Below are 14356 nucleotides of genomic sequence, written 5' to 3' on the forward strand. Positions count from 1 at the left end.
AGGGCGTCGAGCCTGTCCGGCGGCCTCCCGCCCACCCTCAGCCCCCGGCGCCCACAGAGCCCGGCGCCCGTCGGCACGCGGCCCTCAGCGCTCGGCCGTGCCCCCGGCTTCCGCCGCCTCCGTCGCCCGGATCGCGTCCCGGTAGGCCCGCGCCGCCGCCCGCAGGGCCGTCTCCGGGTCGACGCCAGCCGCCTCCGCGCGGGCGGCGGCGGCCAACAGCTCGTAGCCGACGCCCTCCCCCCGGGGTATCGGGACGTCGAGTCCGGCCGTGCGGACGCGCGAGGCCAGCTTCGCCGCCAGGGCCAGGCCCGGCTGCCCGACGGGGATGCCCTCCGTCACGGACGTCCGGCGCTTCTCCTGCGCCTTCGTGCGCAGCCAGTGCTCCTTGACCTCCTCGGGGGTCGAGGCGCTCTCGTCGCCGAAGACGTGGGGGTGGCGGTGGATGAGTTTGGTGACGATGCCGCCCGCCACGTCGTCGATCGAGAAGGGCTCGGTGCCGTCCTCGGGGCGTCCCTCCTCGGCGATCCGCGCGTGGAAGACGACCTGGAGCAGCACGTCGCCGAGTTCCTCCCGCAGCTCGTCCCGGTCGCCCTCCTCGATGGCCTCCACCAGTTCGTACGCCTCCTCGAGGCCGTACTTCGCCAGGCCCTCGTGGGTCTGGCGGGAAGACCAGGGGCACTCGACGCGGATACGGTCCATGACCTGGACGAGGTCGAGGAGGCGGGCGCCGGGAAGGTCGTACGACGCGGGGAGCAGCTCCAGCTCCGGCATCTGTATGCGGCCGGATCCGGCGAGCCGGGCGAGTCCGTCGGTCAGCCGCGGCTCGCCCTCGCCGGTGGCGACGACGACCACCGTGCGGCCGCCGGAGCACTGGTCGAGCAGGTCCTCGGCGGCCGGTCGGGCCTCGTCGACCGTGATGCCCGCCTCGCGCAGGTACGGCAGCTGCGGGTGGGCGCCGTCCGCGCACAGGACTCTGTCGGCCGCGTGCAGCGCCTGCCAGGCGGGCCAGGACAGCAGCCCGGGGGCGACGCGGTGGCTGGTGGTGAGCAGGACGATACGGCCGGACGCCGGGGCGTCCCCCTCGGGCACGGGGGTGTCACGGCCGGGTGCGCCGGCACCGGAGCCGCGCGCGTTCGGGTCGCCGTCGAAGCTGGTTGCGTTCACCCCTCGAACGTAACCCACCGGGCCGGCGTCCCCGCCGGTTGTCCACAGGTCAGCGGAACCGTCCGCCGTGGCCGTGGGCAAACGGCTGAACCGTTTGTCCACAGCCCGGCGGGCCGGTGTCCGTACAGACCTACGCGGGCTTCCCGGGCGCCGCCGTGACCTCGCGCAGCCACGGGGTCTTCGCGTCGGCGCGGCTGCTCTTCTCGACGTCCCAGGTGCCGTAACGCGGGTTCAGGTCGACGTGGAGCTTCTTGGAGGCGTCGGACAGGGCCTTCCAGAACGTGGCCTTGCCCGCCTCGGTGTTCATGTCGGCGCCGAGCGCGCCGGCGAGCTTCTGCGCCTCGATCTCGGTGCGGAGGCTGTCGTCGAGGCGCTGGGGGGCCACGCCGTACTGCTGGAGCCAGGCCGTCTCCAGTGCCTTGGCGCCGCCCGCCTGCCGCTCCAGTCCCGCACGCATCTGCTGGGTGTCCTTGCGGCTGACGCTCACGCCCGCGTCCTTCGCCGCACGCGCCAGGACCCGGTCCAGGACCAGGCTGTGCAGGGTGTCGCGGGTCAGGCTGCCGGTCTTGGCGATCGCCTGCTCGTACTGCGCGTCGTCCTTGGTGGCGGCGCGCTGTGCCACGCGTACCTCGTTCACCCGGTTCTCCAGCTGGCCGACCGTGATCCGCCGGCCGTCCACGACGGCCGCGGCGCCGGGGTGCGCGTCGCTTCCGCAGGCGGTGAGCAGAGGAGCCGCGGCGATGATCGCGGCGGAGACAACGAGCGCGGAACGACGGCGGCGGTGCAAGGAGGCCTCCCGAGGAGATGGTGAAGACAGGTGCGACACGCGGCGTCTCGTCGAGGGTGGTGGCCGGGCGACGCGCGGGCGCACAAGGTCTTGCGGTGATCGATGTTAGGCAGTGGCTCAGCTCTCGGCCACCCATTCGACCAACGATTCGCGAGGACTTCGGGCACCCTCTCCGCACCCGCACGTACGCCCGCCGGCCGACGGGCGGGCCCACGTACCGCCGGGACGGTGCCTCGCTCAGCCGCGGACCTGCCCCAGCCACTGCAGCGTCCGGCGGATCTCGGCCGCCATCGGATGCCCGGGCCCCCGCAGCCTTTCCACGTCGTGCAGCAGCCGGGCCAGCGTGTCGTGGGCGGCGGGGCGGTCACCGAGCGCGAGCAGCAAGTGCCCGATGCGGCGGCGCACTTCGAGGGAGAGCTCGGGATCGCCCGCGACGTACTGGTTCTCGTAGTACGGGAGCAGAACGCGGTACTCCGCGAGCGCGGCGGCGGGTTCGCCGAGCTGTTCCAGGCACTGGGCGGCCTCGTAGCGGAAGCGCAGCGACTGGGTGTCGGCCTGTCCGGCCTCCGCGGCCCGCTCGTCGGCGAGGCGGCGCAGCTCGGGCAGGGCGCGCCGGTACTGCCCGTCGTCCATGAGGGTGGCGGCGTACTGCTTGCGCAGGGTGCGTACGACGGGTGAGTGCTCGCCGTGCTGGGCGGCGGCGGCCGGGAGGATCGCGCCGAGGATGTCGACGGCCTGGGTGATGCGCCCCTCGCCGAGCAGCCGCTTGACCTCGTCGACGGCGCCGGCGACGTCGGGCTTCTCGGCGGCGGGGGCGGAGGCCGTCACGGTCGGCTGGGGCGCCGGGATGCGGGCGCGGTCCGGCCAGGGGGCGTGCGGACGCAGGAAGGGGCGTGTGGGGTCGAGCGGGGCACCCGACGGCATGCCGCGCGCGGGCAGCAGCGGGAGCAGTTGCTCGTACGTCTCCTGCGCGGAGTCCGGGCGGTGCTGCGGGTCCTTGGCGAGCAGGCGCAGCACCAGGCGCTCCAGGGCCTCGGGGACCTCGGGCCGCAGCCGGCGCACGGGGAGCGGCGGTTCGTAGAGGTGGCGGTGCAGGACGCCGAGGGCGGTGGACCCCGAGAACGGCACGTCCCCGCTGAGGAGTTCGTGCAGCAGCACACCGAGCGCGTACAGGTCGGTGTACGGGCCGACCGCGCCGCCCATCGCCTGCTCGGGGGCCATGTAGGCGGGGCTGCCGATGGGCGAACCGGTGTGGGTGAGCCGGGTGGTGTCGGTGTCCATCACGGAGGCCACGCCGAGGTCGAGGACGGTGACCGTGCCGTCCTGCTTGACCATCACGTTCCGCGGCTTCAGGTCGCGGTGGACGATCGGCACGGCGTGCACGGCGGAGAGCACCGCGCACAGCTGCGCCGCGACCGCGACCGCCCACGGCCACGGGTAGGGGTCGTGTTCGGCGAGGTGGTCGGAGAGGTCGGCGCCGTCGACGTACTGCATGACGAGGAACAGTTCCTCGCCCTCGCTGCCCGCGTCGTGGACGGTGACCAGACCCGGGTGGTCGACCTGGGCGGTGACCCGGCACTCGCGCACGAAGCGGCGGCGCAGCTCGTCGGCCTCCTGGCCCGCGACCTTGTCGGGGCGCAGCAGTTTGACGGCGACGCGCCGGTCCAGGCGCTGGTCGTAGGCCGTCCAGACCTGACCCATGCCGCCCTGCCCGATCAGCGTGGACAGTTCGTAGCGGTCGCCGACCATGCGCCCCGTCGCCACGCTCATCTGCCGTCCTCGTGGGTGCCGTCCTGCTTGCGCAGGTAGTCGCTGAGTTCGTCGAGTTCGGCACGGACCTGGTCGATGCGGGCGGGCGCGGGACGCGTGGGCGGCTGCGGCACGGGAGTCCCGGGGACGGGGGTGTGCGGCAGGGGGGCCCGGGGCACGGGGGTCGGCTGGTGCGCGACGGCGTACGGCGAGGCGGGCTGCGGGTAGCCGTAGTGCGGGGAGTGGGGCTGCGGCGGCAGGTACCCGACGGGGCTCAGCCGCTGGTGGTGCCGGATGTCGGCGAACAGGAACCAGGCGGTGCAGGCGGCGGCGTTGAGCAGCAGGATGGTCATGCCGGTATTGCCGTTCGGGCTGCTGAAGTCGTCGGTGTGGTCGGTGCTGAGGAACGCGAAGCTGATGCCGAGGACCACGAGGGACCCCACGAATATCCACCAGTGCGCGGCGCGGCGGGTGACGATCGCGACCCGCAGCGGCGAGACCCACGCCAGGAACCCGATCGTCAGCAGGGGCACTGCCGCGAAGATGATGCGCAGCACGACCAGCGTCCCGGTCGAGGGTCGCTTCGGCGGAGGCGGCGCGTAGCCGTGGCCGTGCATGGCTGCTCCTGGATGCCTGGTGGGGTGGACGGGTGAGCTGGAAGTCCGAGCGTATAGGCCGACAAGCACTACCGGTCCCGGGTTGTACCGAACCGTTGTCGTGCTGATCACTTCGTCCGCCTCACGGGGACTCGGGCGCGACCGTCCCGTCCGTCAGCCCGTCGTACATGCCCCGCACGAGTTGCTCGCCCAGGCGGCCCGCGAGCCTGAGGGCGCCCTCGAACTCGGCGAGTGCCCGGAACCGTTCGCCGTAGCGGCGCTGCTGGTCGAACGGCAGCCGGGGCAGCTGGAGGCGGCGCACGTCGAGCCGGGTGGCGGTGGACGCGTAGCTGCTGGCCTGCCGGGTGTTGGCGGTGCCGCGCAGGAACCCGGCCAGGAACCACGGGTCGAGCGCGGCCGGGTCGGGGCGCAGCAGCGTGAGATTGCGCCCGAGGGCGGCTCCGGCGGTCTCCTCGTCGATCACGCGCGCGACCGCGCCGCCGCCGAGCACGGGGACGACGACGTCACCCGCCGCCACCAGCACGGCTTCCTCCTCCCCCTCGGGCAGGACACCGGAGGGGGCGGTCCCGGCGACGACGTCGTGGTCGGTGAGCACGGGCACGCGTGCGGGGGCGCTGCTTCCGCCGGTGCGCACCAACAGGGCGCCGCCGCGGGCCAGTTCGCCGACGGTGGTGAGCGGCCAGCGCGCCGGGTCCGCGTCGGCGTCGGGCCGCGGGGCGAGGTCTGCGGTGAGCCGGAGGGTCTCGCCGAGGCGTTCGCGTACCGTCGCGAGCCGCTCGGCGCTTCCGGCCTCGGCGGGCGGCGGCAGATGGCGGGCGGGGGCCAGGTCCACGTCGTCGTCGAGGAGGTCGATGACGGGGACGGAGCGGCTGAGTCCGGGGCGCTCGCGTGCCGTGCCGGTGCGTTCGAAGGGCCGCCAGGCGTCGAGGACGGCGGTGCGCACGGTCTGCCAGTCGAAGCCGGCCCGGCCTCCTCCGGTCTCCCGGACCCGCTCCGCCGCGGAGCCGGCTCCCTCGGCGTGCGCGGCGGTGTCGGCGAGCAGCACCTCGGGGTGGGCGGGCGCCTTCCCGGGGCGGCGCAGCACCCACAGGTGCAGCGGGATGTTGTACGGGGGTGCCGCGCCGGCCGGCAGGGCGATCACCGCGCGCAGGGCTCCTCGGCGCAGCAGGTCGGCGCGGATCCGGCGGCCGGAGCGGCGGGAGGCGACGGCGGGCGGCATGAGGAGGACGGCGGTGCCGCCCTCCCGGAGGCGGGCGAGCGCGTGCTGGACCCAGGCCAGTTCGGACTCGGTGCGGGCCGGGAAGCCGTACTCCCAGCGGGCGTCGTAGGCGAGTTCGTCGTGGCCCCAGTTGCGTTCGTTGAACGGCGGGTGGCACAGCACGACGTCGGCGCGCAGTGTCTGGTGGGCGTCCGCGCGCAGGCTGTCGTCGACGGCCGTGCGGACGGTGGCCCGGGAGTGCAGGGCGAGGCGGATGGCGCTCAGCGCGGCGAGTTCGGGGGCGTTGTCCTGGCCGTACAGCTGCTGGCCGGGTGCCGGCGCGACGGCGCGCAGGAGGGCGCCGGTGCCGCAGGCAGGGTCCAGCACGGTCCGGGCGGGGCCGGCGAGTTCGGCCATGAGTGCGGCGAGGTCGCCGGGCGTGAGCGTGTACTGCCTCGGGTTGGCGTCGAGGTGCCGCCCGAGCAGGAACTCGTACGTCTGCCGGGCGCCCAGCTCGGCCGCGAGCTCGGCGGTGCCGCGCAGGAGGGGCGCCGACGGGAGGAGTTCGGCGGTGGACGGGGTCGGCACGGCACGTGCGCGGGCGGCGCCGAAGCGCGGGGTGAGCACCTGTTCGAGCGCGGCGGGGAGTTGCTCGGCGAGGCGTTCGTCGGAGGTGGCGCCGAGTTCGAGCCACACCGGGGGGCGGTCGTGGATGAGCAGGAGGGCGCACCCCGCGTGCACCAGGGCGGTGACCGGGCCCCCGGGGTGGCCCGCGAGGTGCTGCCACACGCGCTCCCGCAGCGGGACCTCGGCGAGTTTGCCCTGGACGCGCAGCCACTGCTCGACCTCGGCCAGGGCGAAGGAGGGGCTGGCCTCGGTGCCGCCGACCGGCCTGGGGAAGTCGGCGTGGCGGCGGCGCCAGTTGCTGACGGCCGCACGGCCGACCCCGGCGAGCCGCGCGATACCGGCGGCGGTCACCTCTGTCCCGTTCTCCTGCACCCGCCCGGCTCCCCTCTACCTGGTGTGTGGCGTCGAGCATACCGACATATGCAAGATCTACCTGTTCACAATCGTGTACACAAGAGTCGCCGTGAACCGTGTTGACTCGGTTCACAGCGTCTGCTGTGATTGACCTATGCACGGTCCGCCGTCGCGGTGCTCCCACGCAGCGCATCACGCGGTCCCGACGTCACCCATGCCGCTCCCACTCCGAGGAACTCCCATGCGCCGAACCGCACTTGCCGCTCTCTGCCTCGCCGCTGCGGCCACCGTCAGTCTCACCGGCTGCGGCGAGGACAAGGCGGACGGCCCGTTCGCCGGACTCTCCGGTGGCGAGATAGCCGACCGGGCCGTGAAGGCGACGAAGGGCGCCACGTCGCTCCGCATGAAGGGGGACGTCGCCGACGAGGAGAGCGGCGGCACCATCCGGATCGACATCGCGCTGGACAGGAAGGGCGACTGCGCCGGCACGATGAGCGCCGGCGGCGAGGGCAAGGCCGACCTCATCAAGACCGGCGACACCCTCTACATGCGGTACGACGAGACCTTCCTGCGCGAGCAGAGCAAGGGCGATCCGAAGGACGAGACCGACAGCGTCGTCGCGATGATGGCGGGCAAGTGGACCAAGATGTCCGCAGCCGGCGGGGACGCCAAGGAGATCGGGAGCCTCTGCGACCTCGACACGGTGCTCTCCGAGGCCGGCGACGTGAACTCCGACGCCACCCGGGGCAGGACGTCGTCCGTCGACGGCACTCCGGCGATCGTCCTGCACGAGAAGGACGGCAAGGACCGCGCCACCCTCTACGTGGCGACCGAGGGCAAGCCCTACCTTCTGAAGATCGACAGCAAGTCCGCCAAGGACCCGGGCACGCTGACCTTCAGCGACTACGACAAGCCGGTCCCCGCCGAGGCCCCCAAGGGCAAGGTCATGGACCTGGACAAGATGAACTGAGCGCCCGCCCGTCGGACGTCGGCCGGGAAGGGGTCACCCCGGTCACCCTGGTCACCCGGTCACCCGGTCACCCGGTCACCCGGTGACCTGGTCACCCCAGGGCGGCCGGCCCATGACCGTACCGGGGGCGGTCAGCCCGCGTGGAAGCGCTCCGGTGCCCGCGTGGGACTGCCGCCCGCGGGGAGTTTCTGGCCGGGACAGCCCGACAGGACCCGCTTCATGGCGGCCTTCTCGGCGCCGGTGACCCAGAGCCCGTACTTCTTCTTCACGGCCACCTGGGCGGCGACATACGTGCAGCGGTAACGCTTGTTCGGCGGGAGCCAGGTCGCCGTGTCGCCGTCCCCCTTGCTGCGGTTGCGGCCGGCGTCGACCGCGAGGAGGTTGAGCGGGTCGTTGGCCAGGGCGATGCGCTTGCTCGCGTCCCACTGCTGGGCGCCCTTCTGCCAGGCGTCGGAGAGCGCGACCAGGTGATCTATGTCCACCTGGCTCCGTCCGCGCGCGAACGTCACCTCCTTGCCGGTGTACGGATCCGGGTCGAGCGTCCCCGAGGACACCTTGCACGTGCCGTCGCTGAACTTCACGTCCTTCAGGTCCCGTTTGAGGATGTCGTCCCGGGTGTCGCAGCGGTTGGAGTCCGTGTCCGCCCAGGCCGTGCCGAACCGCTCCCGGTCGAACCCGGTCCTGGGCGCGCGCCCCTTCACGGTCAGCGAGTCCACGGCGGTGAGGGCGGCACCGCCGGCCGCCGTGTCCTCGGGCCCCGCGACGCCCGTCGCCTGCTCCTTGCAGCCGCTGACGGCGAACAGCACCAGAACAGCGGCGGTCACCCCACCCCTCAGACGCGCCACGACGCCCCTCCCCTTGCCCTCCGGTACCGCCTGGAGCAGGCGGTTCTCCCTGAACACACCGTAGCGGCCACGGAGTCCCGGCCCTATCCCACCTGAACGGGCAATCACCGCATGCCGGGCGTATCGTCGAGAGTGAGTCACCTCCGGAAGGAGTTCTGGATGGGCATCTTCGACAGGTTCAAGAGCCACACGCGGGGCAAGGGTCCGGACATGTCGGACGCCGCGGAGCGGGAAATCAACAAGCGGACCGACGACAAGTACACGGACCAGGTCGACAAGGCCCAGCAACAGGCCGAGGACCGCATGCGGATGCATCGCGACAACCCCGACCGGCCGTAGCCCGTTGCGCCGCCCGCACCGTGATGCACGCCGCCTGACCCCATGGGGCACCGGCGGCCGGACGGAACGCGGACGGACGGAACCACCGTGAGCCCAGAGGCCGTCCGGGAGATCCCCTCCCCCGGACGGCCTCGCCGCACGCTCGGCGCGAGGCGCTTCGCCGCGCGCGGTGCGAGGCGCTTCGCCGCGCGCGGTGCGAGGCGCTTCGCCGCGCGCGGCGTGTGCGGCCGGCGTCAGGCCTTTCCGATACCCAGCGTCGTCTCCGACGGCAGGAGTCCCGAACCGAGGACCGCGACCCAGAACTCACCGAGCAGCTCGGCGAGGCGGGCGGTGGCGTCCGGACCGAGCGACCGCCAGGGCGCGGCGGCCAGTTCGTCCGTGTGCCGCTCCACCCGGCGACGCAGCTCCCGGCCGGCTTCCGTGGCGGTGCCGTCATCGGCGACGAGGCCGCGGTCCGCGAGGCGCCGGTGCGCGGCGGTCCACTCCTCGGCGCTCCAGCCGCGGCTGTCGAACCGCTCCCTGGAGGCCGCGCCTGTCGCCGCGAACGACACGAGCGACTCGACCGGGTCCAGGCCGGCGACGAGGAGCGCCGCCACGTGTCCGTCACCGCGGTGCTCGCGCAGGAGGGTCGCCGCGTGCCACAGCTGCAGGGGCGGGGCGTCAGGCCAGGCCAACTCCGCGTTGGCCGCGGCCAGGGGACGGCCCGCGGTGTTCGCGGCCTCGGCGGCGCGGCGGGCGAGGGCGGCGGCCTCGGCCAGCTCGGGACTCGCGGCGCGGTCCCCGAATATCGCGCCGTAGGCCCGGCCGACGGCCCGCTCGCGCGCCGCAAGTACGGCTTCCGGATCCGCCTTGCGCCACGCCGGATCGACGTACCGCGCGACCATGCGCGGGCTGAAGCTGTAGAACGCCGACGTGACGCGCTCGCCACTCACGGCTCCCAACGGGGCGGCGCGGAACGGGAAGTAGCCCGGCCAGCGCTCCCGCGTCCCGAAGCCGAGCGCGGCCGCCTCCTCGAAGGCCTCCGGCGCGTAGTACAGAACGGCGTGCAGGGGCTCCAGCAGATGCCACATCTGACGCACCCGGCCGAGCTCCACCTCGCCGCCCCGCCTCGGCCCCCCGGCCGTGGACCCACCGACCGCACGTGTCTCGCTGACGCTTTCCGGCATGGCGTGACTCCCCTCGTCGCGTCCCACTCGCTCCACAACTTGACACTGACAAGATTGCCCGGGCCCACACAACTTGTCAATGCCTAGATTCTGCGTACGCTGCTGCCCATGACCAGCACCGAGTCCGACGACCGCCGCCGCTACCACCACGGCGACCTGCGGCGCGCGATCCTGAGCGCCGCGCTGGACGTCATCGCGGCCGACGGCCCCTCCGCGCTGAGCCTGCGTGACCTCGCGCGCCGGGCGGGCGTCTCGCACGCGGCCCCCGCCCACCACTTCAAGGACCGCACCGGCCTGCTCACCTCGATCGCCGCCGAGGGTTTCGGGCTGCTGTCAAGCGCGCTCGCGGAGGCCGCCGACCTCCGGGACGCCGGCGTCCGCTACGTACGCTTCGCGCGCGAACACCCCGCGCACTTCCAGGTGATGTTCACCCCCGGCCTGCTGCGCGACGACGACCTGGAACTGACGACGGCCCGGGCGCTGGCCGGAGAGCGCCTGCGCGCCGCGGTCACCGCCGTGCCGAGCGAGGGGCGGGGCACCGACGCCCGGCTCGCCGGTGTCGCCGCCTGGTCGCTGGCGCACGGTTACGCCACGCTGCTCCTCGGGCACAACCTGGACGGTCCGGTCGGTGACCGGGACCCCGAAGAGGTCTTCCGCACCCTGACGGGGCTGCTGTTCCGGTCCGGCTGACCGACAGCGCCCCGCCCCGGGAAAGGGGCGGGGCGCAAGTGGGTACGCCGTTACGCAAGTTCCGGGCGCCCCGGCATTTCGGGGCGCCCCGGCGGAGCCTACGACCCGAGGATCGTCGTCAGGAATTCACCGGTCCAGCCGAGCAGATCCCTGCCGACCAGCGGCTTTCCGCCCACCTTCGCCGTCTTCGGGCGGGGCACGAGAAGCTGGTGGGCGGTCGGCTTGATGACCGTGCCCGGGTAGAGCCGCTTGAGGCGCAGCTCCTGCGACTCGCGCAACTCCACCGGCGCGAACCGGATGTTCGTCCCCTGGAGGACGATCTCGCCGACGCCGCACGCGCGCGCGAGCATCCGCAGGCCCGCAACCAGCAGCAGGTTCTCCACCGGCTCGGGCAACTTGCCGTAGCGGTCGACAAGTTCCTCACGGACCGCCTTGATGTCCTCCTCCGTGTTCGCGGAGGCGATGGCGCGGTACGCCTGCAGGCGGAGCCGCTCGCCGGGCGCGTAGTCGTGCGGGACGTGGGCGTCGACCGGGACCTCGATCCTGACCTCCAGCGGGGGCTCCTCCTCCACTCCGCCTTCGAGAGCGGCGCGGTAGTCCGCCACCGCCTCGCCCACCATGCGGATGTACAGGTCGAAGCCGACGCCCGCGATGTGGCCCGACTGCTCGCCGCCGAGGAGGTTTCCGGCGCCCCGGATCTCCAGGTCCTTCATCGCCACGTACATGCCCGCGCCCATCTCCGTGTGCTGGGCGATGGTGGCGAGGCGCTCGTGCGCGGTCTCGGTGAGCGGCTTCTCCGGCGGGTACAGGAAGTAGGCGTAGCCGCGCTCCCGGCCGCGGCCCACCCGGCCGCGCAGCTGGTGCAGCTGCGAGAGGCCGAAGTTGTCGCCGCGCTCCACGATCAGCGTGTTCGCGTTCGAGATGTCGATGCCGGACTCGACGATCGTCGTCGACACCAGCACGTCGAACTTCTTCTCCCAGAAGTCGACGACGACCTGCTCCAGCGCCTGCTCCCCCATCTGGCCGTGCGCCGTCGCGATGCGCGCCTCGGGGACGATCTCCCGCAGGCGGGCGGCGGCCCGGTCGATGGACTCGACCCGGTTGTGGATGTAGAAGACCTGGCCCTCGCGGAGCAGTTCGCGGCGGACGGCCGCGCCGATCTGCTTCTCCTCGTACGGGCCGACGAAGGTCAGCACCGGATGGCGCTCCTCCGGCGGGGTGGTGATCGTCGACATCTCCCGGATGCCCGTGACGGCCATCTCCAGCGTCCGGGGGATGGGGGTGGCGGACATCGTCAGGACGTCGACGTTCGCGCGGAGCTTCTTCAGCTGCTCCTTGTGCTCGACACCGAACCGCTGCTCCTCGTCGACGATGACCAGGCCCAGGTCCTTGAACCTGGTCTCGGAGGAGAACAGCCGGTGGGTGCCGATGACGATGTCCACCGAACCGTCCCGCAGGCCCTCAAGGACCGCCTTCGCCTCGCTGTCCGTCTGGAAGCGGGAGAGGGCGCGCACGTTCACCGGGAACTGCGCGTACCGCTCGGAGAACGTCCCGAAGTGCTGCTGGACGAGCAGTGTCGTCGGGACGAGCACGGCCACCTGCTTGCCGTCCTGCACCGCCTTGAAGGCGGCCCGCACGGCGATCTCCGTCTTGCCGTACCCCACGTCGCCGCAGACCAGGCGGTCCATCGGGACCGTCTTCTCCATGTCCTCCTTGACCTCGGCGATCGTGGTCAGCTGGTCCGGGGTCTCCGCGTAAGGGAACGCGTCCTCCAGCTCGCGCTGCCAGGGCGTGTCGGGACCGAAGGCGTGGCCGGGCGCCGCCATCCGGGCCGAGTACAGCTTGATCAGGTCGGCGGCGATCTCCTTGACGGCCTTCTTGGCGCGCGCCTTGGTCTTCGTCCAGTCGGCGCCGCCCAGGCGGTGCAACGTGGGCGCCTCCCCGCCGACGTACTTGGTGATCTGCTCCAACTGGTCGGTGGGGATGTAGAGCCGGTCCCCGGGCTGGCCGCGCTTGGCGGGCGCGTACTCCACGACGAGGTACTCGCGGGTCGCGCCCTGGACGGTGCGCTGCACCATCTCGATGTAGCGGCCGACGCCGTGCTGCTCGTGGACGATGTAGTCGCCCGTCTCCAGCGTGAGCGGGTCGATGGTCTTGCGGCGGCGGGCCGGCATGCGCGCGCCGTCCCTGGTCGCCGAACGCTGGCCGGACAGGTCGGTCTCGGTCAGGACGGCCAGCTTCAGCCGCGGGTCCACGAAGCCGTGGTCGATCGAACCGCAGGACACATGGACGACGGAGGGGCTGATGTCGGCCAGGTCCGTGTCGAGGCGGGCGGCGACGCCCTCACCGCCGAGGACTTCGACGGTGCGGGCGGCGGGGCCGTGGCCCTCGGTGACGAACACCGTGCGCCATCCGTCCGAGATCCAGCCCTTGGCGTCGGCGAGGGCGCGGGCGGTGTCGCCGCGGTAGGTCTCGGGGGCGTGCATGCCGAGCTTGAGGGTGGCCGCGTCGAGTTCCTCGTCGGCGGCGAAGGGGCTCACCGACCACCACATCATGCCGAGCTCGCGGGCCCGCTCGCGGACGTCCGTGATGGACCGGAGCGAGGCCGCGTCGAGGTCGATGGGGGCCTCGCCGCCGCCGGCGGTCGCCGCCCAGGACGCCTGCAGGAACTCCTGCGAGGTCGCCACCAGGTCCGAGGCGCGCGTCCGCACCCGCTCCGGGTCGCACACGACGGCCATCGAGCCCTTCGGCAGGACGTCGAGCAGCAGCTCCATGTCGTTGACCAGCACCGGCGCCAGGGACTCCATGCCCTCGACGGCGATGCCCTCGGCGATCTTGCCGAGCAGCTCGACCAGCTCCGGGTGGTCCTCGGCGAGGGCCGCGGCCCGCTGCCGTACGTCGTCGGTGAGCAGCAGCTCACGGCAGGGCGGGGCCCACAGGCCGTGGTCGGCGACCTCCAGGGAACGCTGGTCGGCGACCTTGAAGTAGCGGATCTCCTCGATGTCGTCGCCCCAGAACTCCACGCGGAGCGGGTGCTCCTCGGTGGGCGGGAAGACATCCAGGATGCCGCCGCGGACCGCGAACTCGCCGCGCTTCTCGACCAGCTCGACCCGGGAGTACGCGGCTGCCGCGAGCGCGTGGACGACCTCGCCGAGGTCGGCGCTCTCGCCGCTGCGCAGCGCGACGGGCTCCAGATCGCCCAGGCCCTTGACCTGGGGCTGGAGCACGGAGCGGATGGGGGCGACGACGACGGAGACCGGGCCGGTCTCCGGGTCGTCCTGCCGCGGGTGCGCGAGACGGCGCAGCACGGCCAGGCGGCGGCCCACGGTGTCGCTGCGCGGGGAGAGCCGCTCGTGCGGGAGCGTCTCCCAGGACGGGTAGTCCACGACGCCGTCGGGCGGCAGGAGGGAGCGCAGCGCGGCGGCCAGGTCCTCCGCCTCGCGGCCGGTCGCCGTCACCGCGAGCACGGGGCGGCCGGTCTCGCGGGCCAGGGCGGCCACCGCGAAGGGGCGGGCCGCGGGGGGTCCGACCAGGTCGACGTGCATGCGGTTTCCGTCGGCTGCGGCCTTTACCGCTTCCGCGAGGGCGGCGTCCTTGACGACGGCGTCGAGCAGACCGTGCAGGCTCATGAAAGGCAATCCCGTCCGGGGGTGGGCAACGCGAAACGCCCGGCGCGAGGTCTGGCCGGGGGCCGGGGGTCTCCAGCGTACGTCGGTGTGGGCGCCGGTGCCGTGCCTGTGGACGACGGCCCGGCCGCCCCCGGCCGCGCCCGGTGGCACACCCCCGCCCGCCCCGGCCGCGCCCCGGTGGGGGTGTGCGTCCCTGGGGCTGCGCCCCCGGACCCCCCTTC

General features: G+C 73.2%; 11 protein-coding genes. 3 read left to right on the forward strand and 8 right to left on the reverse strand.

The window, feature by feature from the left end:
• Positions 1 to 84: 84 nt before the first annotated feature.
• From AC0ZLC_RS22905 to AC0ZLC_RS22925, 5 genes are all read right to left on the reverse strand, one after another.
• Positions 85 to 1164 (reverse strand): nucleoside triphosphate pyrophosphohydrolase, encoded by a 1080-nt coding sequence (locus tag AC0ZLC_RS22905; RefSeq protein ID WP_476753817.1) that lies wholly within the window; start codon positions 1162 to 1164, stop codon positions 85 to 87.
• A gap of 130 nt (positions 1165 to 1294) precedes the next feature.
• Positions 1295 to 1951: a SurA N-terminal domain-containing protein gene (locus AC0ZLC_RS22910; RefSeq protein WP_476753818.1), complete on the reverse strand. Its 657-nt coding sequence runs from the start codon at positions 1949 to 1951 to the stop codon at positions 1295 to 1297.
• A 237-nt stretch (positions 1952 to 2188) separates the two neighbouring features.
• On the reverse strand, positions 2189 to 3700 hold the full coding sequence (locus tag AC0ZLC_RS22915; protein ID WP_476753991.1) for a protein kinase domain-containing protein: 1512 nt from the start codon (positions 3698 to 3700) through the stop codon (positions 2189 to 2191).
• Positions 3701 to 3717: 17 nt separating this feature from the next.
• On the reverse strand, positions 3718 to 4317 hold the full coding sequence (locus AC0ZLC_RS22920; RefSeq protein ID WP_476753819.1) for a hypothetical protein: 600 nt from the start codon (positions 4315 to 4317) through the stop codon (positions 3718 to 3720).
• Positions 4318 to 4438: 121 nt separating this feature from the next.
• Positions 4439 to 6514, reverse strand: a complete 2076-nt coding sequence (locus tag AC0ZLC_RS22925; RefSeq protein WP_476753820.1) for an N-6 DNA methylase — start codon at positions 6512 to 6514, stop codon at positions 4439 to 4441.
• Positions 6515 to 6737: 223 nt separating this feature from the next.
• On the opposite strand from AC0ZLC_RS22925, the gene AC0ZLC_RS22930 reads away from it, so the two are divergent.
• Positions 6738 to 7466, forward strand: coding sequence for a hypothetical protein (locus AC0ZLC_RS22930; protein ID WP_476753821.1), 729 nt, complete (start codon positions 6738 to 6740; stop codon positions 7464 to 7466).
• Positions 7467 to 7597: 131 nt separating this feature from the next.
• Here the strand turns inward: AC0ZLC_RS22930 and AC0ZLC_RS22935 are convergent, their stop codons facing one another.
• Entirely contained in the window at positions 7598 to 8311 is a 714-nt protein-coding gene (locus AC0ZLC_RS22935) for an HNH endonuclease family protein (protein ID WP_476753822.1), read from the reverse strand.
• A 159-nt stretch (positions 8312 to 8470) separates the two neighbouring features.
• On the opposite strand from AC0ZLC_RS22935, the gene AC0ZLC_RS22940 reads away from it, so the two are divergent.
• Positions 8471 to 8650: an antitoxin gene (locus tag AC0ZLC_RS22940; protein WP_476753823.1), complete on the forward strand. Its 180-nt coding sequence runs from the start codon at positions 8471 to 8473 to the stop codon at positions 8648 to 8650.
• A 233-nt stretch (positions 8651 to 8883) separates the two neighbouring features.
• Here AC0ZLC_RS22940 and AC0ZLC_RS22945 read toward each other — a convergent pair whose 3' ends face one another.
• On the reverse strand, positions 8884 to 9720 hold the full coding sequence (locus AC0ZLC_RS22945; RefSeq protein ID WP_476753992.1) for an SCO6745 family protein: 837 nt from the start codon (positions 9718 to 9720) through the stop codon (positions 8884 to 8886).
• A 204-nt stretch (positions 9721 to 9924) separates the two neighbouring features.
• Here AC0ZLC_RS22945 and AC0ZLC_RS22950 point away from each other — a divergent pair, with 204 nt between their 5' ends.
• Positions 9925 to 10506: a TetR/AcrR family transcriptional regulator gene (locus tag AC0ZLC_RS22950; protein WP_476753824.1), complete on the forward strand. Its 582-nt coding sequence runs from the start codon at positions 9925 to 9927 to the stop codon at positions 10504 to 10506.
• 98 nt (positions 10507 to 10604) lie between these two features.
• Here the strand turns inward: AC0ZLC_RS22950 and mfd are convergent, their stop codons facing one another.
• Complete coding sequence (gene mfd / locus AC0ZLC_RS22955; protein WP_476753825.1) at positions 10605 to 14135, reverse strand: transcription-repair coupling factor; 3531 nt, start codon at positions 14133 to 14135, stop codon at positions 10605 to 10607.
• Between the last annotated feature and the right edge of the window lie 221 nt (positions 14136 to 14356).

The organism is Streptomyces sp. GLSS-08 (genome assembly GCF_056387915.1).

Excerpts from the sequence above, each read along its gene's own strand:
- AC0ZLC_RS22945 (WP_476753992.1), bottom strand. The coding sequence starts at position 9,720 with ATGTGGCATCTGCTGGAGCCCCTGCACGCCGTTCTGTACTACGCGCCG.
- AC0ZLC_RS22915 (WP_476753991.1), bottom strand. The coding sequence starts at position 3,700 with ATGGTCGGCGACCGCTACGAACTGTCCACGCTGATCGGGCAGGGCGGC.
- AC0ZLC_RS22930 (WP_476753821.1), top strand. The coding sequence starts at position 6,738 with ATGCGCCGAACCGCACTTGCCGCTCTCTGCCTCGCCGCTGCGGCCACC.
- AC0ZLC_RS22920 (WP_476753819.1), bottom strand. The coding sequence starts at position 4,317 with ATGCACGGCCACGGCTACGCGCCGCCTCCGCCGAAGCGACCCTCGACC.
- AC0ZLC_RS22950 (WP_476753824.1), top strand. The coding sequence starts at position 9,925 with ATGACCAGCACCGAGTCCGACGACCGCCGCCGCTACCACCACGGCGAC.
- mfd (WP_476753825.1), bottom strand. The coding sequence starts at position 14,135 with ATGAGCCTGCACGGTCTGCTCGACGCCGTCGTCAAGGACGCCGCCCTC.
- AC0ZLC_RS22940 (WP_476753823.1), top strand. The coding sequence starts at position 8,471 with ATGGGCATCTTCGACAGGTTCAAGAGCCACACGCGGGGCAAGGGTCCG.